The sequence below is a fragment of the Ensifer sp. CCNWLY38 genome (assembly GCF_037120565.1).
Classification (GTDB): domain Bacteria; phylum Pseudomonadota; class Alphaproteobacteria; order Rhizobiales; family Rhizobiaceae; genus Ensifer; species Ensifer adhaerens_H.
The window spans coordinates 502995-524739 of record NZ_JBBBBO010000004.1; the positions used below are offsets into that span (position 1 = coordinate 502995).

Sequence of the window (21745 nt, forward strand, 5' to 3'; positions counted from 1 at the left end):
GTTCGTTCAAGCGCAATGCGGCGCCCGTAAATTGGCTGTGGCGAGAATGTCTGCTCAGGCCCCGAACACACCCGTTACACACCCGTTCGGCTCACGGTTGCCTCTCGCCTCCGCGCAAAATCGCGGACGTACTGCTGTCGATAAAGGAGGAAATTGGCGGTCGGGAGTCCCCCTACCGCGATATGCCAAGTCGGCCAGTGTCGATCGTCGAACCATGCGCCTCAAATGTGTCCAGCACAAGGGAGATCCCTTTCGAAGGGCATCCCTTCGACGTTCCGGCACGTGGCCTGTCGCGGTTTTGGGCCTGTCCGGAATTCGGGCCTATCTGGATTTTGGGGACTTGCCGGATTTCGGGGCCCTGCCGGAACGGGGTGTCGGGTTCAGGGGCGATATCGCGCCCGGCCAGGGGAGGCGTCGGGCACCGGTGTAGCGGGTAATCGCGCTGGGTCTTTGCGGCGCGCCGCCGTCGTTTTCCCACTGTTCGAGATTTGCGGTTTCAATCTGCCGCGGGGTGCGCAGCCCATCCCGGCTCTGCAGTTCAGCGAGCAGAGCATCTGCGGTGGTGACGCCCGCCTGGAACCTTCTGACAAGAAAGACGGCGGCAAGGCGAAGGCTGTCTTGATCGTCAAGGTCGACGCGTTGATGAAAGCCTGCGCGCCGCAACACGCCATCGAGCATTGCCAGGTCGGAGGGCGCCAATGGATGCCGCTGAGCGGATGACATGAAGCCACCTCCTGTTGACGGGAACCGTCGTTTTCGGCGCGCGCCGTACGTTCATCTGAACGCTCAAGCGACGCTCCGACAATTCTATCCTACTGCATGTCTCCTTCAATCGCCCTCGATTTAAGGACGACGACATGCAGCAAGTCAAAGTCTACAGCGACCTTTGCGCGTCTGATAGGACGCGCGGCGCTGTAGGTGCTTGCGCAAGGCCTTGTGCCTGTGCCCGGGCTTGCGCGTTCGGTTTCAGCCGCTATTGCGGCCGGCGCGATTTTCGGGATGGTTTGCTTGCGGGCACCTCCGCAGGCGGTTCGGCAGCGGCGCGCTCAAGGCGCTGGGCCTTGAGCTTCTCGGTCTTCTTGTCGCGGGCGATCTTTTCGGCAGCAACGATTGCTCTCGCCGTGTGATCGGTGGCGGAGGCCTTCTCGCTCGCAGAGGTCTTGGCCGGTTTAAATGCAGTGTTGGGGTGTGGCGTCATGACCTGTCTCCTGAAACGGACGGATTTTTGCCGACCCCAAGCCTCAGCGAGAAGGTCGCGCTGCCTTCTTGGGTCCCGGCAACAGGCCTTCGCGCTGGAGCTTCTTGCGCTGCAGCTTGCGCTGGCGCCGTACCGCTTCTGCCTTTTCGCGGACGCGCTTTTCCGAAGGTTTCTCGTAGCTGCTGCGCGCCTTGAATTCACGGAACAGACCCTCGCGCTGCATCTTCTTCTTCAAGATGCGCAAGGCCTGATCGATGTTATTGTCTCTAACGAGTACCTGCAAAAGATGTTCTCCTGTTGTCGGTCGCGGATTTCCCTGAAGCCGCGATTATCTGCCGGGTTTGGTGCTCAATTTTTTGAGCCAGGGCCCGGTGATGGCCGCCTGGGGGGCGTCCTCTTTCGAAGTCTCGGCATGCTCGATGTCAGTCTCCAGCACGCAACGCTCGAACGTCTCGCCTTCGACCCTTACGCGAAAGCGCGCCTCGCCACGATCATTGGGCAAAAGGCCGACGATCAGACCAAGACGGCTGTTCAAGATCGACTGGGCGGCACTCGCCCTCAGCGTGACCTTGTCGCCAATCTCATAGGTTTTGCGGCTCATGGTGGTCTCCTGAAAACGGGGCCCAGAGACGCAAAAAGGTCGGGTTGTTCCCCGACCTCTTCCCGTCATTCAAGCGCCTCCCTGCCAGTACATCCGTGGTCAGAGGAGGGCGAATGACAAATTATTCGGCCCTGAGATTGTCGGCCGAGCTCTTGCCCGTTCTGCGGTCGGCAACAACGTCAAAGGTCACTTTCTGACCTTCGTTGAGCGAGCGCATGCCAGCCCGTTCGACCGCGGAGATGTGTACAAACACGTCCGTGCTGCCGTCGTCGGGCTGAATAAAGCCGAAGCCCTTGGTGCCGTTGAACCATTTTACCGTGCCTGAAGCCATGACGATTTCCTTTCAATCGCTGAATTTACCAGAAATATTTCTCTGGCGGTGATCGATATTTGAGAGGAGATCTGGCCGCGCGGAAGCGCCGTGTCAAAGGTCACAAGCAATATTCGATGAGGTGATATATAGACGATACTTTTTGAAACTCAATGAAAATATTAAATTATTTGATTTTGAGCGATCGCGAAAACATCTGCAAAGGCCTGAAATGGCGGGTTTTTCGTCCATTTATTTTTCTTGTTATTCAAGCTGCCACGGCTTCTCGAGAGCCAGACGCTGTGAGCGTGGGCCACGGCGCGACCCGTCGTTGCGCGGTGCTGCGGATGCACAGTTGCCGAATGAAAAGGCAGGCGCTGCTTTGAGAGCGGGCGAGCGGATTTTTGGATGTTTCGGCAAGCGGGCTGTCGCTGGCCATTTCGGCCAAAGCGGCCGGTCGCCACAGGAGGCGCGAAGGTAGAAGGCGGCGGCGCGCTGTCTTTGGCGCACCGCCCCCGCTTGTCAGGCGGCTGTAAAGGTCTGCGGCGAGACCTGCAATGCGGCGGCGATGCGCTGCAGCTTGGCAGGATCGGTATCGGCGCCAAGCTCGATCTTTGAGATTTCAACTTCCGTCAGGCCAGTCGTGACCGAGAGATCGTCGACCGTATAGCCGGCGGTTTCACGCGAATGCTTGATGGCGGCTCCGATATTGACGCGGGACAGAGATGCGCCGGGGGCCTTGGTTAGGTCTTTCTTAAAGGACATGAAGTGTCTCCTTCGTTGGTCCACCGACAAAGAACATTGTCGGTTGAAGGGGGCCCAAAACTGAAATGCGACTCAAGACAGATGAGCGCGAACCTAGGGCGCCGCTAATATAAGCGAGAAGTCCCCGGGCGCAAGTTTGCGGCCGAATTTTTGTGAAATGCCTATTTAGATCAGTGGCTTACCCTGTGATTTCCGCGCCCGGAGGCCGGTAATTCCCATGGGTCAGGGGCATCATGTTTGCGACGCGCCGGTGCTCGACTCAGTGCAAAAACGGCACGGAAATTCACACGAGGCGAGCCTCGATCAGATAGGGTCCACGCCGCGAGAGCGCGGCATCGAAGAGGGCGGCGAAGGCTTCGCAGGAGGTCGCGACGGCAGCTTCGACGCCGAAGCCGCGGGCGAGCGAAACCCAGTCGAGCGCGGGGTTGTCGAGGTTCAGCATGCGGCGCGCGTTGGTGCCGATCTCTTCGACGCCGACATTGCGCATTTCGGCATGCAGGATGGCGTAGGTGCGGTTGGAAAAGATGACGGTGACGATGTCGAGGTTTTCGCGCGCCTGCGTCCACAGGCCCTGAATATTGTACATGGCGCAGCCATCGGCCTGCAGGCAGATCACCTTGCGGTCGGGACAGGCGATCGCGGCACCTGTCGCAAGCGGGATGCCTTCGCCGATCGCGCCGCCGGTCTGCATGATAAAGTCGTGCGGCGCCGAGAAGGCCGAAAGTGCGAAATAACGCCGGGCCGAAGTGGCCGCCTCGTCGCAGACGATGGCATTCTCCGGCACCTTGTGGGCGACGATGACGGCGATTGCGTCTTCGGTCAGCATGCCGGAAGGTTCGCCCTCGTCGGTGGGGGCGCTTGGCGTCGGCAGCGGCAGCGTTGCGCTGATACCGAGTTCGTCGCGCAGTGCTTCGAGCGTTGCCTTGAGGTCTTCACCGTGGCGGGCAAGCGTGACCACTGCGCAGCCTTCCGGCACCAGCCGGCCGGGCTTTCCGGGATAGGCGAAGAAAGCCACCGGTTCCGGTGCGCCGACGAGGATCAGAACCTTCACGTCGCGGAGCGTTTCGAGCGCCATGTCGATCGGGTAGGGGATGCGCCGCGCCGCCACCCGCCCGCGGCCGCGTTGAGTGTGGGCGACAAGCACCTCGTTGAAAAGCTGGACATTGCAGGATGCCGCGATCCGCCCGGCGATGGCGAGGCTCTCGGCCTTTGCGGCGCCGCCGCTTAAGACCATCGCCACCCCGTCCGGGTTTGCACGGATGAGGCGGGCGACCTCGCGGACCGTCTCGGGGCTTGCCGGGTGCGGGGCCTCGATCAGGACTTGTTGCGGTGGCGCGTCGGTGGAAAGCGCGCCCCAGGACGCGTCTGCAGGCAAGATCATGGTGGCAACGCCCGGTGGCGTCAGCGAAGCGCGATAGGCGGCCGCCGCGGTCGGCCCCACGTCGGAGGGATCTTTCACCCGCCGCACCCAGTTCGACATCGGGCGGGCCAGGCCCTCGATATCGCTGGTCAGCGGTGCATCGAGCGCAAGATGGTAGGAGGCATGGTCGCCGACAACGTTGATGACAGGTGTGCGGGCGCGCCGCGCATTGTGCAGGTTGGCAAGGCTGTTGGCGAGGCCGGGACCGGTGTGGAGCAGGGTCGATGCCGGGCGACCCGTCATGCGCGCATAGCCATCGGCCGCACCGGTGACGACGCCTTCGGAAAGGCCGAGGATGCAGCGCATCTCCGGCTTGCGATCAAGGGCGGCGACGAAGTGCATTTCCGACGTGCCGGGATTGGCAAAACAGACGTCGACGCCGTTTGCGAGCAGCGTGTCGACGAGGATATCCGCGCCCGTGGTGCGCGTTCGTTGGCCGCCTTCTCCCATGCGCGTGTCCCCCCGATGGCGTTCACGCATGATAGCTGCAAGTGGTGCGGGTGCAAGCTAGGCTTGCGGCGGCGCTCGATGCGCCGTCCAAGTGGGGTTACGTCCGCTGCCAGGCGAGATGGGCGCCGAGCCCGATCAGCACCGTGCCGCCGGCGCGCTGCAGCAGGCGCTGTGCCCGGGTGGAGCGGCGCATCTTGACGACGACGGCATCGGCGAGAAACACGCAGACGAGATCGGCGGAGGAGAACATCAGGTTGACGACGGTGCCGAGCAGCAGAAACTGCACCCACACCGGGAAGGCGGCGGAGGCATCGGTGAACTGCGGCAGGAAGGCGACGAAGAAGATCGCGGTCTTCGGGTTCAGAACCTCAACGGTGATGCTTTCGAAGAAGGCGCGGCGCGCCGATTTCGCTTCTACCGCGGGCAGGTGGCCATCACCGCTCGCCTTGGCACGCATCAGCGTGAAGCCCAGCCAGACGAGATAGGCGGCACCGGCAAGCTTCACCACGAGATAGAGTGTCGGCACCGCATGAAACAGGATCGAAAGTCCGGCGGCGGCCGCAAGGACATGCACGTAACCACCGAGATGGATGCCGAGCGAGGCCATCAGCCCGGCGAAGCGGCCGCGCGCCATTGTCTGCGCAGCGGCGTAGAGCATCGCCGGTCCCGGGATATAGGCGAAGATCGCCGTGGTGACGAAGAAGGTGAGGAGAATGTCGAGCGATGGCATGGGAAACCTCGTCTGCTGGTACGCGGTGTCGTTGTAAGGTCTTGCGCGGGAAAGTTGAAGGAAAATCGGAACGTCTCATCCATCGGGTGAGATGCTAGACGGGGCGACGGTTGAGCGTCAGACCGGTATCTCCCCGGCGACGAGGCGATCCTCCGGCCGCACGCTGGCCGCAAGCCCGGCGGCGACCCCCTCGCGGTCTTCGACGCTGCGGTTCTGGCTGAACTTGCGCTTGCCGTCGAGGCGGTCGATCGGCAGCCTGAGGCCGACGATGCCGCGAAGCTGGGCCTTGACGAAGGCGGGCGGTGCGTCGCTCACCTGCCAGGGTTCGGCGCGCGCGGCTTCGTGACGGTTGGTCAGGCGGGTGACGACATCGAGAAGCCGATCCTCGTCGGTGAAGAACTCGACCTCGCCATAGGCGTGCACGGCCGAATAGTTCCAGGTCGGCACGACCTTTCCGTGCTCGCGCTTGGAGGCGTACCAGGAAGGCGTGACATAGGCGTCCGGCCCCATGAAGGTCGCCATGGCCGCGCCGATCGGTGCGGTCGTCCCTTGCGGGTTGGCGCGGGCGAGGTGGCCGTAGAGGGTGCCATAGGGGCCTTCGTCGCGATCGAGCAGCAGTGGCAGCGGGGTGGCAAGCAGGCCATCGGCCGTTGCGGTGACGAAAGTGGAAAGCGATGCGGCCTCGATGGTCGCGTGCAGCACGCTCAGTGTTTCCTCCTTGAAGGCTGGGGGTGTGTACATGATCTCGCTCCTTGTGCTTGTCCTGTCATAGATGCAAACTGGACCAGAACGAATATCCAGTTTCCACATAAATGAGTGGGCCAGTTGGTGACGGAGAAGGACGAGGCGAGCGGCGGGACCACCCGGCGGATCTACGACGCGCTGAAGGCGCAGATCGTCGGCGGCACCTATGGCCCCGAGGATCGGCTGCCATCGACGCGGGCGCTGGCGGCCGAGCTCGGCGTCTCGCGCACGACCGTGACTGCGGCCTATGAGCAACTTCTTTCCGAGGGGTTTTTGGAAAGCCGGCAGGGCGCGCCGTCGCGGGTGGCGCTGCTGCATGGGCATGAGTGGGCCAAGCCGCTCGCCGGCGAGACGGCTTCCCGGTCTGCGCCGAGATCGGCACCACCCGTCCGTCTGTCGCGCTTTGGAGCGGCCCTTGGCGAAGGGCCGACCTGGGTACCGCCTCAGTCCGGTGGGTTGATTTCCGATTTTCGCTACGGCGATCTGTCGGCCGCGGACTTTCCGGCGGAAGCCTGGCGGCGGTCGGTCAACGCCGCACTTCGGCGACGCCAGCCGCGGCTTGCCTATGACGATCCCGGCGGCTCAGCGGAATTGCGCGCAGCGCTGCAAGCCTATCTCTGGCGGGCGCGCGGGCTACGCTGCGAGCCCAATCAGATCATCATCGTCAATGGCTCGCAGCAGGGACTGGACCTCGCCGCACGCGTGCTCGTCGATCCCGGCGACCGCGTTGCGATCGAGGATCCCGGCTATGTCATGGCGCGCCGGGTCTTTGCGGCCGCCGGCGCTGAGGTGGTTTCCATCGCCGTCGACGAGGAGGGGCTGCGCACCGAGGCGCTCGCAGGGCTCGACGCCGTCAGGCTTGCCTATGTCACGCCCTCGCATCAGTTTCCGCTCGGCAGCGTGCTCTCGGCCCGGCGCCGGCAGGAGCTTCTCGCCTGGTCGGAACGCAGTGGCGCCTTTGTGATCGAAGACGATTACGATGGCGAGTATCGCTACGATATCCGCCCGATCCCGCCGCTGCAGACCATGGCCCATGCGGAGAACGTCCTCTATCTCGGCACGATCTCGAAGAGCCTGTCGCCGATGCTCCGGCTCGGTTATCTCGTCGTGCCACCGCCGCTTTACTCCGTCTTCGCCGCCGCCAAGCAGCTCGTCGACCGCCATTCCCCTGTTCTCGAGCAGGAGGCGCTGGCGGAGATGATTGCAAGCGGGGCCTATGAGCGCCACATCCGCCGGAGCCGGCGCAGCAATGGCCGCCGCCGCGCGGCGCTGCTTGTGGCGCTCAAGGCGGAGTTCGGCGACGAGGTGACGATATCGGGCGCCGATGCCGGATTGCACGTCGTCGTCTGGTTCGAGCGGCTGGACCGGACGCAGGAAGGCGAACTGATCGCGCGGGCGCGGGCAGCGGGCATCGGCCTTTATCCGGTTTCGCCGCTCTACGGCGCGGATGAAGCCGGTCACCGGCCCGACCGGGCCGGCGTCGTCATGGGCTATGCAAGCCTCGAGCCGGCGGAGATCGGCAAGGGTGTTGCGAGGCTCGCCGAAATGTTGCGTGGCTGGGGTGGCTAGAGGGCGCCGCACGGAGGCCGCGCCGCGCCGTAGTGTGGCGGTGCCTTCTCCGCTATAGTCTCGTTGGTGCTGCCCACGGGCGCGAGGTGGTCATGGGCAACGGGTCCATGGTGGCGACGCTCGCATGTAGGGGCGTGTCCAAGCCGGGATCGATTTTCGAGGATTAACGGAAGAGCGGCGTAATCAGGAGGCGAGGCCGATGGCAGACCGGAGAGTGCAGCCGTTGCAGCCGGGACAACCCGCACCCGCCTTCGAGCTTGCAAGCGCCAATCGGGACGATCCGGTTTCGCTTGCGAGCCTTCGCGGCCGGCCGTTTCTGATCGGTCTGTTCCGCGGCCTGCACTGCCCGTTCTGCCGGCGCCAGATGCGGCAGTTTTCCTCCGTCGAGCCGGCATTGCGGGCCGTCGGCGTGGAAACACTGGCGGTGGTCAACACCCCGGTCGAGCGGGCGCGCCTCTATTTCCGCTTCCAGCCGACGCCGGTCACGGTGCTTGCGGATCCGGACTGCCAGACGCACAGGGATTTCGGCGCGCCACAGGCCGCACTGCTCCCGCCCGAAAGCACGGAGACGCCGGAATGGCCCCATCGCACGCGGCCTGCCGATTTCGCCGCAGCGCGCATCAACCCGACAGGCGAGCTCGCCGAACCGATGCATCCGATGCAGGCCAATGAGCTGCTCAATGCACGCGAAGGTTTCGAGCCGGACGAGACCGATCTGCGCATCTTCGCCGAACACGGCACGCAACTGGTCGGCCACTTCCTGGTCGATGCAGCCGGCATCATCAGCTGGAGCGAGATCGAGGCGCGGTTCGGCCCCGACGAACTCGGTGTGTTCCCGAGCGCCGCGGAGATCATGATGGCCGTCAGGAGGGTCGCAAGCTAGTACGGGCAACCGGCTTGCAAGCTGAGGCCTGCAAACAGGGTGCGGGCCAAGGTCGCAAGCGGCCTCGCGTTACGGTTAGCTGCTTGCGCCCTGGCTGCATCTGCTCATAGTGGCCAACCCTTCGGTGTGGCGGTGTGGCCTTCATGAGATCTCTTCGCATCCATCCCCAGCTTCACGACGTGTTCGGTGAAGAACAGCCGCCGGCCTATCTGCTGGCGATCCTCCTGTTCGGCGTTGGTGTCGCGGCCACCTTTGCCCTGTCGGCAGGGCCGATGCTGGCGGAGCTTGCCTGGTGGCGGGCGGCACTGGCGCTTGTCCTTGTGCTCGATATCGCCGCCGGCTGCGTTGCCAACTTCACGCCCTCGACCAATGATTTTTATGCGGCGCGGCCGCGCAATCGCTGGATCTTCATCGCGATCCACTTTCATGTGGTCTTTGTCGCGCTGCTCGTCGGCACCGGGTTCGGTGCTGCGGTCGCCGTCTGGGCCTATACGATCGCCGGCGCGGCGGTCGTCAATCTGCTTGCCGGAAGCGCCGCACAGACTTTTGTCGGCGGGCTGCTGCTGGCGGTCGGCCTTACCGGCTTGCCGCTGTTGCCGGGCTTGTCGCCGGCGATGGCGGCGGTGTCGGCCCTGTTCATGCTGAAGGTGCTTTTCAGCTTCGCGGTCGATCACTACCGCACCGTCGTTTCCAGCGGTGGGTAGCCGCGCTCGCATCCTTGCCTTGCAGGACCGCATTCAATAGCCTCTGAAGTGGCAAGCTCAGGGAGAGGCTCATGGCAGTTTCAGCGGCAGAGGAGGCATTGCGCCTCCCGACATTCGACGACGTGCAGGCGGCGCGGGACCGCATCGCCGGCATGGCGCATCGAACGCCGGTGCTGACCTCGCGTACAGCCGATGCCGCGACCGGCGCGCGGCTTTTCTTCAAGGCGGAAAATTTCCAGCGCGCCGGCGCCTTCAAATTCCGCGGTGCCTACAACGCGATCGCTGCCTTGCAGGAAGGCGGCCAGAAGCGGGGCGTCGTCGCCTTCTCCTCCGGCAACCACGCGCAGGCGATCGCCTATGCCGCACGGCTGCAGGGTGTTGCCGCGACGATCGTGATGCCGAAGGATGCGCCCGAAATGAAGGTGGCGGCGACCCGCGGCTATGGCGCCGATGTCGTGTTCTATGACCGCTACACCGAGGACCGGTCGGCGATCAGCGCCAAGCTGGCGGCCGAGCGCGGTGCGGTCCTTATCCCGCCCTTCGACCATCCTGATGTGATCGCCGGGCAGGGCACGGCGGTGCTGGAGCTGATCGAGGAGGTCGGCGAACTCGACCTGATTGTCACGCCGCTCGGCGGCGGGGGCCTGCTCGCCGGCACGGCACTCAGCGCCAGGGAGCGTTCGCCGGGCGCGGTTATCGTCGGTGTCGAGCCGGAGGCTGGCAATGACGGCCAGCAATCCCTCAGGAAGGGCGAGATCGTCCATATCCCGGTACCGAAATCGATCGCCGACGGGGCGCTGACCAATCATATCGGCGAACACAATTTCCCGATCCTCAAGCGCGATGTCCGCGAGATCGTCACGGTGAGCGACGCCCAACTCGTGGAGACCATGCGCTTCTTCGCCGAGCGCATGAAGATGATCGTGGAGCCGACGGGCTGCCTGGCGGCGGCGGCCGTGCTGCAGGGCGTGCTGCCTTGCGCAGGGCAAAGAGTGGGCATCGTGATCAGCGGCGGCAATGTCGATCTCGCGACGTTCTGCGCCCTGCTGCAGTAGAGAGCGGCGGTCCCAGAGCAATTCCAGGAAAAGTGTGCAGCGGTTTTCCATCCGGAATTGCGAAATTCCAAACCAGAACAACACGAAAGCGTGAATTGGGGGGGTGAATTTTTTGCGTGTATTTTAGTTGGGTTTCGTCATGCCGCTCAACCGCAATCCAGAGGGTTTGCTCATGAGAACGCTCATTCTTGCCATCGCCGCACTCGCGCTTACGGGCTCCAGCGCCTTCGCTGATCCAATTGCAGATCGCAAGGCTATCATGAAGGAGCGCGGTAGACTGGTCGGCACCGTCGCTCCCATGGTCAAGGGAGAAAAGCCGTTTGACGCTGCCGTTGCCATGACCGCCCTCAAGGGCCTTAGCGAGAACGCAGAAAAATTCGACGTGGACGTCTTGTTTCCCGCCGGCAGCGAAACCGGAGACACGGCCGCCTTGCCGGCAATTTGGCAAGACATGCCCGCGTTCAAGGCGGCTGCCGAGAAATTCCGGGTGGATGTGGCCGCTGCCGTCGCTGCCAATCCGCAGGATCTCGAAGCATTTAAGACGCAGTTCAACGCGGTAACCACGAATTGCGGCAGCTGTCACGAGAAATTCCGAATGAAGAAAGAGTAGCAGCGACAGGTATACGAGCCTGCTCAAGTCGCCCGTCGGATGCGAACCTTCCGGGATTGGCGGATGAAACCGGCGAGCGATGTCCGCATTGTCGAATTGCCAAGGATAAGATCAATGGCGCTTGGCGCGTCTGTACACGCGTGCAGCGGCGGGCCGGCGTTGCGACAACATTTCGACGCGTGGCTGGCCTGCCGCGGCGACCGACGATCGATGATGCAAGCCTCGATCCGGCCGGTTGCAAGGCTGCGTCTTTCCGGTTGCCTTAAGCGGCAAAAGTGGCACACTGGGCATCGCGCCTTGGCGCCGGGCTTCCCGGTGTGCTCCAAGGGCTGCTGTAATGATTTGATTTTCTAAAGGAATTTTTCCTCCGGACGGTCGCCGCCGGAGCGTAAACAATGGACGAATGCAGAGGATTGCAGCGGCCGTTTGGCGCCTTGCCGGACGCGGCGCTGTCAAGAAAATAGAGTGCTCCCATCGCGCCCGGGCGGGCGCAGCGCTCACACACATTGGAGGGTATCGTGACGCTTGCAATCAATGACCTCGCACCGGACTTCGAGGTCGGAACGACCGATGGCACGATCCGGTTTCACGACTGGATCGGCGACTCCTGGGCGGTCCTGTTCTCGCATCCGAAGGACTACACGCCCGTCTGCACCACCGAACTCGGCTACATGGCGCGCATCAAGCCGGAATTCGACCGGCGCGGCGTCAAGATCATCGGCCTCTCCGTCGATCCGCTCGACCGGCATGCCGGCTGGGCCGCCGACATCGAGGAAACGCAGGGCCATGCGCCGAACTTCCCGATGATCGCCGACGTCGACTACACTGTCTCGAAGCTCTACGGCATGCTGCCGGCGCCGGTCTCGGGCGATCCGACGCAGCGCACGCCTGCCGACAACCAGACGGTGCGCAACGTCTTCGTCATCGGCCCGGACAAGAAGATCAAACTCGTCCTCATCTACCCGATGACCACCGGCCGCAACTTCGACGAGGTGCTGCGCGTCATCGACTCGCTGCAACTGACCGCCAAGCACAAGGTGGCGACGCCGGTGAACTGGAAGCAGGGCGACGACGTCATCATCGCCGGCTCGGTCAGCGACGAGGACGCCCGCAAGGTCTATCCGGAAGGCTGGAAGGCTCCGAAGCCCTATATCCGCATCGTGCCGCAGCCGAAGGGCTGAGGCGTCGCAGCGGCAAAGGGGCGAGGGCAGTGCCCCTCATCCGCGCAGTGAGGGGAATGCCCCTCATCCTCGCGGTGAGGGAAGCGCCCCTCATCCGCCTGCCGGCTCCTTCTCCCCGCAGGCGGGGAGAAGGAGACATGCGGTACCCGCTCGGCTCTTCGCCTTCTCCAACGTTTGGAGGTTCCGGCTGGCGCGGTCGCGGGTGCAAACTTAGCTCTCCCCGCATGCGGGGAGAGGGGAAATTCGAGAGCGCGGCAACGTCCCTTCGCCCCGCTTGCGGGGAGAAGGTGCCGGCAGGCGGATGAGGGGCTTCTCCCTCACCGCGCGGATGAGGGGCTTCTCCTTCACCGTGCGGATGAGGGACGACCACCTCTCCTCGCCATCGCGCCCCGATTGGAAGCCGCGTTATCGTCAGCCAAGGAGCCGCCGATGATCTTCCGTCAATTGTTCGACAGCGTGTCCGGCACCTATACCTACCTGATCGCCAGCCGCCAGGGCGGCGAGGCGCTGATCATCGACCCGGTACTCGAAAAGGTCGAGCGCTACCTGCAGCTCGTCCGCGAACTTGACCTCCGGCTGGTCAAGGCCGTCGATACCCATCTCCATGCCGACCACATCACTGGGCTCGGGGCGCTGCGCGACCAGACCCATTGCATCACCGTGATGGGCGAGCAGACGGCGGCCGACGTCGTTTCCATGCGGGTTGCGGAGGGCGACCGGGTGTCGATCGAGGGTCTGAGCCTCGACGTGCTCTATACGCCCGGCCACACGGACGATTCCTATTCCTTCCTGATGGGCGGCGACATGGGGCGGCGGGTCTTTACCGGCGACACGCTGCTCATCCGCGGCACCGGGCGCACCGACTTCCAGAACGGCGACCCGCGCCAGCAATATGACTCGATCTTCAACAAGCTCCTGAAGCTGCCGGACGAGACGCTCGTCTACCCGGCGCACGACTACAAGGGCGATACGGTCTCGACCATCGGCGAAGAGAAGCACTTCAACCCGCGGCTTCGGGTGAAGTCCGTCGACGAATATGTCGACCTGATGAACAACCTCAACCTGCCGAACCCGAAGATGATGGATGTGGCGGTGCCGGCCAATGTCCATATCGGCCTGCACCAGGACGAGATCGCGCGCCGCGGCTGGGCGCTTTCGGCCAAGGAAGCGATGGCGCTCTGTGGCCGGGCCAGCATCGCGCTGGTCGACCTGCGCGAGAAGGCGGAGCGGGAGAAACACGGCACCATTCCCGGTTCGCTGCACGCACCTTATCCGGATCTTGCGCAAAACATCGCCGCAGGCGGCGTGCTGCACGAGCTCGCGGATGCGACCGGCAAGCGCATCGTTTTCTACTGCGCCTTCGGCGAGCGCTCGGCGATGGCGGTCGAAGCGGCTCAAGCAGCCGGCATCGCGAGCGCCTGCCACATCGAAGGCGGCATTGCCGCCTGGAAGAAGGCGGATGGGCCCGTGACACATTGATGCCGACGCATTGACGCCGGGCGCGGCCGCGCCATCTCATAGGAGCGTTCAAAGAGCAGGGGCCGGCCATGCACAAGTTTTCCGTCAGCGTTGTCAGAGAGTTCGAGGCCGATAGCGCCGAGGAAGCCGCGCTTCTGATGTACCAGTATCTGACGCGCGAGCCGGCGCCGCTCACCTACGCCGTCACCGATGAGGCGAAGAACGCCACCAGCCTGACGCTCGACCGGGAAAAGGCCGACGAATTCGCCAGCATCGATCACAGTGCTGATCCGGGCAACTGGTAGCACCCGCTGGCAGCGGCGGCTGTGGGCAACAGCCACGAATCCGACATTTTCGGTTGCAAATCCTCAAGCATTCACGTCTCGACTGCGGGTGTGAAAGACGCGGTTCCGCGGGATTGCGCTTCAGGAGGAAACCTGCCTTGTTCATTGCCCATCTGCCGGCAGGCTATCTGCTGAGCCGCCCCTTTGCGCGTCGCAATCCCTCGCAGGCCCGCGCCATCTTCGGCATCGGGCTGCTCTGTTCCGTTCTGCCGGATTTCGATCTCGCCTATTTCTACCTGATCGACCAGCGCCGCACGCCGCATCACGACTACTGGGTGCACACGCCGGTCTTCTGGCTGGTGCTGGCGGCGGCGATCGCGCTTCTCCTCATCGCTGCTGGGCGGCGCAATCAGCTCGTCCTCGTCGGTGTCGGGCTCATCAGCGTGCTCCTGCATCTGGTGATGGATTCGATCGCGGCAGATATTCGCTGGTTCTTTCCCTTCGCCGATCTGCGGGTGAACCTGGTGCATGTGCAGGCGGTCTATAAGCCCTGGTATCTGAACTTCCTGCTGCACTGGACCTTTGCGCTTGAGCTGGCGATTTGGTTGGTTGCAGGCCAGTTCGCCCTGCGCGATTTCAGGGCGCGGCGCGCCATCGGGAAAGAGGCTGCCCGTGCGGCAGAGCCGTAGGCTCCACGAACTCCGGCATGCAATGCTTGCGGTCTCGCGCGGTGCTGCGGCGTGAACGCCGGTGAAGAGATGCGCCCATGCAACGTGCGGTGTAGCCAGATCGTTGACGAAGGCCGTCGTTCTATGCATCCTGCCGGCCAAGAAACGAAGATGCCGGCAGACGGCACAGGGAACACTGCAGCGCCGCGCGTCTTGTCGGACGCGCAAAGGTCGCTGTAGCGCTTTGATACTAGAGGATCTTGTCCGCTTCGAGTTGAAAGCGGGACGCTCTAGGGGGCCTGAGGCCCCATGGACAAGCCTAGCATTCGCATAGCCGCGGCGCGCGCCTCGCGTTGCCCCGGAACTTGGACGCATTCCTGATACGCATTCACGACGTCATTCGCATCGATTAATCGAGGCCGGAGGGGACTGTGAAGGGAAAGTCGAGGTTTCTGCCAGCGGCGCTGGCTGTCATGCTTGCCGCATCCGTGGCCGTGCCGGCCACTGCCGCCGACCTGGTGATCGCCATGCCGAACTGGCCGTCGGGCCAGGCGACGGCCAATATCCTGAAGGTCGGCATCGCCAAGAAGTTCGGCCTCGATGCCGAGGTCAAGGAGCTCGGCACGCTCAATGCCTTCGTCGGCTTCGAGACGGGCACGGTCGATATCCAGCCGGAAGTCTGGCGGCCGAATTTCGAGGATGTCGTGCGCAAATACGTGACCGACAAGGGTGTCGGTCAGCTGACGGAACGCAGCGTGCCGGCCTGGCAGGGGCTTTGCGCCACGCCGGAAGCCGCCGCGACGATCAAGACGGCCGCCGATCTCAGCGACCCCGAGAAAACCAAGATCCTCGACACCGACGGCGACGGCAAGGGCGAGATGTGGATCGGAGCTGCGACCTGGCTTTCAACCGGCATCGAGCGGGCGCGGGCGGCGGGCTACGGCTATGGCGAGACCCTGACGCTGTTCGAGGCGGAAGAGGAAGTGGCGATGGCGGCTGTGGACGCGGCTGTCGCGACCGGGCGGCCGATGGTGTTTTACTGCTACGCGCCGCACCATGTGTTCGAGCTGCACCAGATTGCCAAGCTCGAAGAGCCGCCGCACGATGCCGCCAAGTGGAAGATCGTGCCGCCGAGTGACCCGCTCTGGGTCTCGAAATCCAGCGCCTCGACCGCCTGGGAGGCGGCGCATTTCCAGATCGCCTATGCCACCGCCTTCGGCAAGAAGCACCCTGACGTCGTGAAATTCCTGGAGAATGTGGATTTCTCGCCGGAGGAAGTGACGAAGATGAGCTATGCGCTGGAGGTCGAGCGGCAGGCGCCGGCCGACTTTGCCAAGAAATGGGCCGAGGACAACGCGGCGCGCATCGACGGGTGGGCCAAGCCATGACCGCGACATCCGACCAGAACCATCTTGTCAGCAAGGATCAACCGGCATGGACGCGGCGCAAGCTCGGTGCTGCCGTTCTTGCCGCTGCGCTCTGCCTCGGGCCGCTGGCCGCATTGGCGCAGACGCAGATCTATGATGCCCGCACCAAGAAGTGGGTGAACTACGACAAGAAGAAAGCGCGGCAATACTTCGCCCGCAACAACCAGCCGCCGGAGGCCTTCCGCCGCCAGGTGGTGCCGTTCCGCACGGCGGAGCAACCCGGCACCATCATCATCGACGGCAACCAGCATTTCCTCTACCTCGTGCAGCCGGGCGGCCAGGCGATCCGCTACGGCATCGGCGTCGGCCGCGAGGGCTTCGGCTGGGCCGGCATCGTACGCGTCGGACGCACGGCGGAATGGCCGACCTGGACGCCGCCGGCCGAGATGGTGGCGCGCGACCCGAACGCGGCGAAATGGGCGGCCGGCATGCCCGGCGGGCCGGACAATCCGCTCGGCGCCCGCGCGCTCTATCTCTACGAGGGCGATGAGGACACGATCTACCGCATCCACGGCACGGTGGAGCCCTGGACGATCGGGCTCGACGTTTCCTCCGGCTGCATCCGCATGAACAATGACGACGTCACCGACCTGCATTCCCGCATCGCGATCGGCGCCAAGGTGATCGTGCTGATGCAGGGAGCGGCGCTCTACAAGGGCGTTTGAGCAGACGTCGCTCGAACAGGGCGCGAGTGCTTTTAATTGGCCGCAGGGTCAGGCGTGGCCAATCCGTCCCACAGGAACCAGTGACAGGCATATACTCAAAGGGGAGAACAGGTGGTGAGCAAGGGGATGTTGCGTTCGAAGGGGTTTGTCCCGGCGGCCTTGGCGCTGGCCATAATCGGCGGCTGCCAGTCAGCGCCAAAACCTGAGGACATGGCACGCACGAGCCTGCAGACGGCGCCGGCCGACCTGCAGCTGATCTGCGCCAACGCGGTCGCGGGCACGGCGAAGGTCGATAGCACCAAGGTGTTGCCGACCAGTTCGCGGGCACTCGACGCGACAAACTACAGCGTCGATCTCGACGCCGGCGGGCGCAAATTCAACTGCGTCGTCGATACCGCCGGCAGCGTGAAATCGGTGACGCCGGTCACCTGACCGGCACTGCAAGACCTTAGATCAGTTCATTGTTTCATCGAAACACTGAAGTAATCTAAGTCTTTGAATTTGCGTAATTCCTGACGGAAAACCGTTTCGCACTTTTCCTGGAGTTGCTCCAGCCAACGGGAAGGCATGACCGCGGGGCCGATGCAACGTCCCCTGCGCCGGGGCGTTGTTACCTCGGGAAAGAGAGGCAATCATGATGAAGCAACGCCTCACCATCCTGAACTTGTATGAGTTGAAAGCTTCGCCCGATCACTTTGCGCGCGCGATCGACGCGCTGGCGAGAAGGGTGGAAGCCGAAGGCGATCCTGGGGTCCTTTCCTACAGGTTTTTCGTGAACGCGTCGGAGGGGACAGCACGCGGGGTCATCGACTACAGCAACCCCGCCGCCTGGATCGGTCATCACGACATCGCCATGGGCTGGCCGGAAATGTCCGCGTTGCACGACGTTGCCGCCCTTCCGGAAGTCGTCTTCCTTGGCGCCATGACAAGCGAAATCCAGGCCTGGATCGACAAGTCCTCGCTGAGTGCCCGGATACGGTGCGGCTACGCCTTCGCGGGCGGATTCCAACGGCCGGGGCGATCAGTGGTATGAATGATCCGGCAATCTGCAGGTTCAGTCTCCAAGACTGAACAGCGTCGCAGGGTCGGCGGCGATCGGCGGCGCATAGAAGGTCAGCCGCGCGGCATCCATGAGAAGAAGCGGCTGGACCATTTCGCCGGCGAGCCGGGTGATCCAGTCCTGAAGTTCGCGCACCTTGTCGCCGTTCTCTGCCGAGAGATCCTTGGTCTCGGACGGGTCGGCGGCGATGTCGAAGAGTTCCAGCCTGGAGGGCAGGGCTGCCTTCCATACGAGCTTCCAGTTGTCCTTGCGCACGGCACCTGCCAGCGGATCGACATTGTAGACGAGGTCCTGGCGCGGCGAAGGCTTGCCTTCGCTGAGGGACGGCCAGAGGTTCATGCCGTCGAGCGGCTTGTTCTTGCCGAGCGGCGCAGCGGTGATGGCTGCGAGCGTCGGGTACATGTCGACGACGTGCACCATGCCGCCGACCTTGCCCGGCTTGATCCTCTGCGGCCAGTTGGCAAGCGCTGCGACGCGGGTGCCGCCCTCGTAGAGCGTGCCCTTGCCGTCGCGGTAGGGGCCGTTGCTGGCCGGCAATCCGCCGCTGACCTTGCTGTCGCCGGCAAAGAGCGAACTTGTCACGCCGCCATTGTCGCTGTGAAAGACGATCAGCGTGTTGTCGCGCATGCCGCGCTTTTCGAGTGCCGTCACCAGCTTGCCGATGCCATCGTCGAGCACGGAGATCATCGCCGCATAGGCGCGGCGGTTTTCATCCGCGATGTGCTTGTAACGGTCGAGATAATCCTGAGGCGCCTGGAACGGCGTGTGCGGCGCGGTGAAGGCGAGGTAGAGGAACAGGGGAGCCGCGGCATCGTGCCCTTCCACCACCCGCGCCGCCTCGTCACCGAAGAGCGTGTTGTCGAAACCGCTTTCCTCGAGCGGCTTGTTGTCCCGGTACCAGTCCTTCACGCCGTGGGAGGAATGCTTGAAGTGATCGATTTCGCCGACGAGCGCGCCGTAGAAGCTGTCGAAGCCGCGCTGCTTTGGCCAGTATTCCACCTTGGCGTGGCCGAGATGCCACTTGCCGACCAGCGCGGTTTTGTAACCGGCATCTTTCATCATCTGAGGCAAGAGATATTCGTCGAGCGCCAGCCCGTAGGAGCCGGGCGAGGGGATGACCCCGGTCTGCAGTCCATAGCGCAAGGGGTAGCGGCCGGTGAGGAAGGCGGCGCGCGTCGGCGTGCACATGGGCTGGGTGTAGAATTCGTCGAAGGTCACGCCCGTCTCGGCGAGCTTGTCGAGATTGGGCGTCCTGATGTCGGAGCCATGGAAGCCGACATCGGCCCAGCCGAGATCGTCGGCGATGATGTAGACGATGTTCGGCGGTGTCGTGCCATTGGCGAGGGCCAGGTTTGCGGAGAAGGCCGCAAGGCCAGCCGGCATGCCGGCGGCAACGGCAAACGCCGCGCCGCTCATGAACGCCTCGCGCCGCGTCAGGCCGCTTTTGTCCTTGTCGGCGACAGCCGTTTCGCCGCCGCCCGCGCGGGCGTTGTTCGCTTGCAGGTCAGACATGCGCACCCCCTGGAAAATAGACCCCGCCGGCCGGCGGATCTTTTTATTCGATATTACTAATATCTACATCTTCCGGTAGCGCCGTCAATCGGTTTGCCGCGGCGCCGGCGCCGGGCTTTTTCCTCAGTGCCGTTCGCCGACGAAGGCGCGTGAAGGCCGCCACGGGCAGGGCCGGCGTCACGTCCGAGCGGGCCGGCGCATCTGGGGCAGGTGAAGGAAATCAAGTCGTTCGGCATTTCGATCGAGAGCCGAATCTTCAAGTTGTGCCGGGTCTCGATGTTGAAGTCGTTATTGTGCGGTGCCGAAATAGATTTGTTGCAGAGCAATAATAAGGGTGAGTAATATCGATTGAACGTCAGTATAGCCCGGTATTCTTCTTCCAAATCGCGGAAATATGTGCTCTCATAGGTTTAGTTGGAAGGAGGAAATGCCATGCTCTCGTTCTTCGAGCATTTTGCACTTTTCGACGCATTGATCGTTGCAGCGATCTGCACGCTTTTGATCCTGAGTTACTTTAGCAGCGAGGCCTGAGGCGGCAAGCAGGTGAGCGGACCTGCCGGTCCGGGTGGGCCGCAGGGCAATGCCCGCGAGCGGCGGGGCGCTTCAGGCTGAGCGGACTGCCGCCACATGCAGCCAGCGCGTCGGCTCGCCGTCGTAACCGCCGCCGTCCGCTTCGCGCATCTGGATGTCCGACCAGCCGGCGTCTTCAAAACGGTCGCGCAGCCATTCTGCCGAAGGATAGTTGTAGTAGCGGCCGAAACGGTCGTGGCCTTCCGCTTTGCCCGCCTTGAAGCTCGCTTGCAGAAAACCGCCCGGCCGGAGCGCCTGGCGAATGCGGGCAAGCACATCGGCAAGTTCGGCGCGCGGCACATGCAATAGCGATGCTTCCGCCCAGATGCCGTCGAAGCGCTCCTGCCAATCAATCTCCTGAAACCTGACGACCTCGACCTTGCGGCCGATCCGGTGTTCCGCTTCGCGCGCCAGTTCCGCCGAACCGTCGCAGGCGGTGACGTCGAGGCCGCGCTCCAGCATGGCGAGGCTATCATGCCCGCCGCCGCAGCCGAGATCGAGCACGGCGGCACCCGGCGGAAGTTTGCGCATGAAGGCGTCGAGCCGGGCGGTCGGTGGTTTGCGTTCGCGCGCCGCATAGGTCGCGGCGTTGTCGCGGTAGAAGGCGAGGGTATCGTCGGGCTCGGACTTTGTCATGAATGTTCCGGCTGTCGGTGCTGGGTCTGAGGTGAAGAGTGGGAGGGAGCAGCGGCCGGAAACCGTAGAAAGGTTGCGTGGCCGCTTCGGCTACGCTTGCCCGCCGATCAGCGGCAGTGCCCGCAGCATATTGCGGATGGCGATCGCGTCCCAGGGCAGGTGTTCGGTGATGCCGAGCCCGACGACCTCTGCTTCGGCTGCCACGTCGTTCAGCAGGCGAACGACCTCGGGGATCGTCATCCGCCCCTGCGGGATGCCGGCGAAGGCGCCGGGTGCTGCGTCCGGCCGCGAAAAGTAAAGCGAACGAAGCCCGGCGGGATCGAGGACGTCGAGGTCGAAATGGATGGCAACGTGCCGCGCGCCGGTCGAACGCAGCCAGTCGAGCACGGGCTTGCTCGATCCGATCAGCTCGGACGGTGTCGCGATGCTGAGCCCCAGGCGGTCGACGGTTGCGCGTTCGGCCGGCGACATGTCGTAGAGGCCGGCATACATCACCCTTTCTGGTTTTATCGGTCTCGTGACCCTTTTCGTAAAATCCGGGTCGCCTTCGCCCATCAGTTGGGCGAGCACCATGGTATGCGCATGCGTGCTCTGGTCGGGCGTCCTGATATCCGGGTGGGCGTCGACCCAGAGAACCGCGAGGTCGCCCTCATAGCGCTCGTTGAGATAGGCGAAAGGGGCAAGGTCGACGGCGCAATCGCCGCCGAGAACGACGACCTTGTCCGGCGCTTCTTTCTTCAGGATCTCTTCCGCCGCATCGAGCTGACGGAGGAGGGCAGTGCGGGCGACGATGCCATCCTCCACGGCAAGCTCGGTGCCTTCCGGTTCCGGCACCTCGACGGTTGCCACCGGCCCGGTGGCGGCGGGCGCCAGAAAGGCGAGCAGTTGCGCGCCAAAGTGATAGGCTTCCAGCGTTCCGCCCTGCCATTGCGGGATCTGCAGACGTAGAGTTTTGCCGCTCATTGTTCTCTCCTGCCGAGTCCGGCGACAGACTAGACGAAGATGTCGACCGGCGGAGAAAAATATCGGCGCGCCGTCAGCGAGAGGGCTGATCGACAGGCCGGGAGCTTATGGTAAGGATGTGAAAGCTGACCTTCACCGGAACCTCCGATGGCCGAACTCCCCGTCCTCCTGACCTTCGTTGCCGCGCTGTTCGTTCTTGAAATCATGTGAGTTCACGCCGAACTGCGACTTGCGCGTGCAACGCTAACCGACACGTCGCATTTGCGCGAGCAGTTTCTTGCG

The 21745-nt window shown here is 63.6% G+C and carries 25 protein-coding genes; 14 read left to right on the top strand and 11 right to left on the bottom strand.

Annotated elements, in window-relative coordinates; translation table 11 throughout:
- The first annotated feature begins 450 nt into the window (after window positions 1-450).
- Window positions 451-720, top strand: coding sequence for a hypothetical protein (locus V7S54_RS12015; protein WP_065376294.1), 270 nt, complete (start codon window positions 451-453; stop codon window positions 718-720).
- A gap of 253 nt (window positions 721-973) precedes the next feature.
- On the opposite strand, the gene V7S54_RS12020 is transcribed toward V7S54_RS12015, so the two are convergent.
- The 8 genes from V7S54_RS12020 to V7S54_RS12055 all read right to left on the bottom strand — a co-directional run bounded on the left by V7S54_RS12020 (window position 974) and on the right by V7S54_RS12055 (window position 6215).
- Window positions 974-1198 (bottom strand): hypothetical protein, encoded by a 225-nt coding sequence (locus V7S54_RS12020; protein ID WP_065376293.1) that lies wholly within the window; start codon window positions 1196-1198, stop codon window positions 974-976.
- 43 nt (window positions 1199-1241) lie between these two features.
- Window positions 1242-1481, bottom strand: a complete 240-nt coding sequence (gene rpsU / locus V7S54_RS12025; protein ID WP_057253728.1) for a 30S ribosomal protein S21 — start codon at window positions 1479-1481, stop codon at window positions 1242-1244.
- 45 nt (window positions 1482-1526) lie between these two features.
- Window positions 1527-1799 carry a hypothetical protein gene (locus V7S54_RS12030; RefSeq protein WP_065376292.1) on the bottom strand — a complete coding sequence of 91 codons (273 nt, stop codon included), beginning with the start codon at window positions 1797-1799 and terminating at the stop codon, window positions 1527-1529.
- Between the two features lie 121 nt (window positions 1800-1920).
- A complete protein-coding gene (locus V7S54_RS12035) occupies window positions 1921-2130 on the bottom strand; it encodes a cold-shock protein (protein ID WP_057253733.1) in 210 nt (69 codons plus the stop codon).
- Window positions 2131-2631: 501 nt separating this feature from the next.
- Entirely contained in the window at window positions 2632-2874 is a 243-nt protein-coding gene (locus V7S54_RS12040) for a helix-turn-helix domain-containing protein (protein ID WP_065376291.1), read from the bottom strand.
- A 283-nt stretch (window positions 2875-3157) separates the two neighbouring features.
- Window positions 3158-4744 (bottom strand): acetolactate synthase large subunit, encoded by a 1587-nt coding sequence (locus V7S54_RS12045; RefSeq protein ID WP_065376290.1) that lies wholly within the window; start codon window positions 4742-4744, stop codon window positions 3158-3160.
- 97 nt (window positions 4745-4841) lie between these two features.
- Window positions 4842-5474: a LysE family translocator gene (locus tag V7S54_RS12050; protein ID WP_065376289.1), complete on the bottom strand. Its 633-nt coding sequence runs from the start codon at window positions 5472-5474 to the stop codon at window positions 4842-4844.
- Between the two features lie 117 nt (window positions 5475-5591).
- Window positions 5592-6215 (bottom strand): FMN-binding negative transcriptional regulator, encoded by a 624-nt coding sequence (locus V7S54_RS12055; RefSeq protein ID WP_065376288.1) that lies wholly within the window; start codon window positions 6213-6215, stop codon window positions 5592-5594.
- A gap of 87 nt (window positions 6216-6302) precedes the next feature.
- On the opposite strand from V7S54_RS12055, the gene pdxR reads away from it, so the two are divergent.
- The 13 genes from pdxR to V7S54_RS12120 all read left to right on the top strand — a co-directional run bounded on the left by pdxR (window position 6303) and on the right by V7S54_RS12120 (window position 17755).
- On the top strand, window positions 6303-7787 hold the full coding sequence (gene pdxR / locus V7S54_RS12060) for a MocR-like pyridoxine biosynthesis transcription factor PdxR (RefSeq protein ID WP_234793170.1): 1485 nt from the start codon (window positions 6303-6305) through the stop codon (window positions 7785-7787).
- A gap of 199 nt (window positions 7788-7986) precedes the next feature.
- Entirely contained in the window at window positions 7987-8670 is a 684-nt protein-coding gene (locus V7S54_RS12065; protein ID WP_065376286.1) for a redoxin domain-containing protein, read from the top strand.
- 143 nt (window positions 8671-8813) lie between these two features.
- Window positions 8814-9374 (top strand): hypothetical protein, encoded by a 561-nt coding sequence (locus V7S54_RS12070; protein ID WP_336408345.1) that lies wholly within the window; start codon window positions 8814-8816, stop codon window positions 9372-9374.
- 71 nt (window positions 9375-9445) lie between these two features.
- On the top strand, window positions 9446-10429 hold the full coding sequence (locus tag V7S54_RS12075) for a threo-3-hydroxy-L-aspartate ammonia-lyase (RefSeq protein ID WP_065376284.1): 984 nt from the start codon (window positions 9446-9448) through the stop codon (window positions 10427-10429).
- A 139-nt stretch (window positions 10430-10568) separates the two neighbouring features.
- Window positions 10569-11039 (top strand): c-type cytochrome, encoded by a 471-nt coding sequence (locus V7S54_RS12080; RefSeq protein ID WP_306341293.1) that lies wholly within the window; start codon window positions 10569-10571, stop codon window positions 11037-11039.
- A gap of 518 nt (window positions 11040-11557) precedes the next feature.
- Entirely contained in the window at window positions 11558-12220 is a 663-nt protein-coding gene (locus tag V7S54_RS12085) for a peroxiredoxin (RefSeq protein ID WP_065376283.1), read from the top strand.
- 429 nt (window positions 12221-12649) lie between these two features.
- On the top strand, window positions 12650-13699 hold the full coding sequence (locus V7S54_RS12090; RefSeq protein ID WP_065376282.1) for an MBL fold metallo-hydrolase: 1050 nt from the start codon (window positions 12650-12652) through the stop codon (window positions 13697-13699).
- 68 nt (window positions 13700-13767) lie between these two features.
- Entirely contained in the window at window positions 13768-13983 is a 216-nt protein-coding gene (locus tag V7S54_RS12095) for a hypothetical protein (protein ID WP_058322390.1), read from the top strand.
- A gap of 137 nt (window positions 13984-14120) precedes the next feature.
- On the top strand, window positions 14121-14651 hold the full coding sequence (locus V7S54_RS12100; RefSeq protein WP_065376281.1) for a metal-dependent hydrolase: 531 nt from the start codon (window positions 14121-14123) through the stop codon (window positions 14649-14651).
- 452 nt (window positions 14652-15103) lie between these two features.
- Window positions 15104-16018 (top strand): ABC transporter substrate-binding protein, encoded by a 915-nt coding sequence (locus V7S54_RS12105; RefSeq protein ID WP_065376280.1) that lies wholly within the window; start codon window positions 15104-15106, stop codon window positions 16016-16018.
- Window positions 16015-16722, top strand: a complete 708-nt coding sequence (locus V7S54_RS12110) for a L,D-transpeptidase (RefSeq protein WP_065376279.1) — start codon at window positions 16015-16017, stop codon at window positions 16720-16722. The genes V7S54_RS12105 and V7S54_RS12110 overlap by 4 nt, the downstream gene beginning before the upstream one ends.
- 126 nt (window positions 16723-16848) lie before the next feature.
- Entirely contained in the window at window positions 16849-17154 is a 306-nt protein-coding gene (locus tag V7S54_RS12115) for a hypothetical protein (protein ID WP_234793169.1), read from the top strand.
- A 202-nt stretch (window positions 17155-17356) separates the two neighbouring features.
- Complete coding sequence (locus tag V7S54_RS12120; RefSeq protein ID WP_065376278.1) at window positions 17357-17755, top strand: hypothetical protein; 399 nt, start codon at window positions 17357-17359, stop codon at window positions 17753-17755.
- A 21-nt stretch (window positions 17756-17776) separates the two neighbouring features.
- On the opposite strand, the gene V7S54_RS12125 is transcribed toward V7S54_RS12120, so the two are convergent.
- From V7S54_RS12125 to V7S54_RS12135, 3 genes are all read right to left on the bottom strand, one after another.
- Entirely contained in the window at window positions 17777-19294 is a 1518-nt protein-coding gene (locus V7S54_RS12125; RefSeq protein ID WP_083203784.1) for an arylsulfatase B, read from the bottom strand.
- Window positions 19295-19897: 603 nt separating this feature from the next.
- Entirely contained in the window at window positions 19898-20500 is a 603-nt protein-coding gene (locus V7S54_RS12130) for a class I SAM-dependent methyltransferase (protein WP_065376277.1), read from the bottom strand.
- Window positions 20501-20590: 90 nt separating this feature from the next.
- On the bottom strand, window positions 20591-21463 hold the full coding sequence (locus V7S54_RS12135) for an arginase family protein (protein WP_065376276.1): 873 nt from the start codon (window positions 21461-21463) through the stop codon (window positions 20591-20593).
- Between the last annotated feature and the right edge of the window lie 282 nt (window positions 21464-21745).

Coding starts and splice junctions, on each gene's coding strand:
- V7S54_RS12020 (WP_065376293.1), bottom strand. CDS start 1,198: ATGACGCCACACCCCAACACTGCATTTAAACCGGCCAAGACCTCTGCG.
- V7S54_RS12030 (WP_065376292.1), bottom strand. CDS start 1,799: ATGAGCCGCAAAACCTATGAGATTGGCGACAAGGTCACGCTGAGGGCG.
- V7S54_RS12035 (WP_057253733.1), bottom strand. CDS start 2,130: ATGGCTTCAGGCACGGTAAAATGGTTCAACGGCACCAAGGGCTTCGGC.
- V7S54_RS12040 (WP_065376291.1), bottom strand. CDS start 2,874: ATGTCCTTTAAGAAAGACCTAACCAAGGCCCCCGGCGCATCTCTGTCC.
- V7S54_RS12045 (WP_065376290.1), bottom strand. CDS start 4,744: ATGGGAGAAGGCGGCCAACGAACGCGCACCACGGGCGCGGATATCCTC.
- V7S54_RS12050 (WP_065376289.1), bottom strand. CDS start 5,474: ATGCCATCGCTCGACATTCTCCTCACCTTCTTCGTCACCACGGCGATC.
- V7S54_RS12055 (WP_065376288.1), bottom strand. CDS start 6,215: ATGTACACACCCCCAGCCTTCAAGGAGGAAACACTGAGCGTGCTGCAC.
- V7S54_RS12065 (WP_065376286.1), top strand. CDS start 7,987: ATGGCAGACCGGAGAGTGCAGCCGTTGCAGCCGGGACAACCCGCACCC.
- V7S54_RS12070 (WP_336408345.1), top strand. CDS start 8,814: ATGAGATCTCTTCGCATCCATCCCCAGCTTCACGACGTGTTCGGTGAA.
- V7S54_RS12075 (WP_065376284.1), top strand. CDS start 9,446: ATGGCAGTTTCAGCGGCAGAGGAGGCATTGCGCCTCCCGACATTCGAC.
- V7S54_RS12080 (WP_306341293.1), top strand. CDS start 10,569: ATGCCGCTCAACCGCAATCCAGAGGGTTTGCTCATGAGAACGCTCATT.
- V7S54_RS12090 (WP_065376282.1), top strand. CDS start 12,650: ATGATCTTCCGTCAATTGTTCGACAGCGTGTCCGGCACCTATACCTAC.
- V7S54_RS12095 (WP_058322390.1), top strand. CDS start 13,768: ATGCACAAGTTTTCCGTCAGCGTTGTCAGAGAGTTCGAGGCCGATAGC.
- V7S54_RS12105 (WP_065376280.1), top strand. CDS start 15,104: ATGCTTGCCGCATCCGTGGCCGTGCCGGCCACTGCCGCCGACCTGGTG.
- V7S54_RS12110 (WP_065376279.1), top strand. CDS start 16,015: ATGACCGCGACATCCGACCAGAACCATCTTGTCAGCAAGGATCAACCG.
- V7S54_RS12115 (WP_234793169.1), top strand. CDS start 16,849: ATGTTGCGTTCGAAGGGGTTTGTCCCGGCGGCCTTGGCGCTGGCCATA.
- V7S54_RS12120 (WP_065376278.1), top strand. CDS start 17,357: ATGATGAAGCAACGCCTCACCATCCTGAACTTGTATGAGTTGAAAGCT.
- V7S54_RS12125 (WP_083203784.1), bottom strand. CDS start 19,294: ATGTCTGACCTGCAAGCGAACAACGCCCGCGCGGGCGGCGGCGAAACG.
- V7S54_RS12130 (WP_065376277.1), bottom strand. CDS start 20,500: ATGACAAAGTCCGAGCCCGACGATACCCTCGCCTTCTACCGCGACAAC.
- V7S54_RS12135 (WP_065376276.1), bottom strand. CDS start 21,463: ATGAGCGGCAAAACTCTACGTCTGCAGATCCCGCAATGGCAGGGCGGA.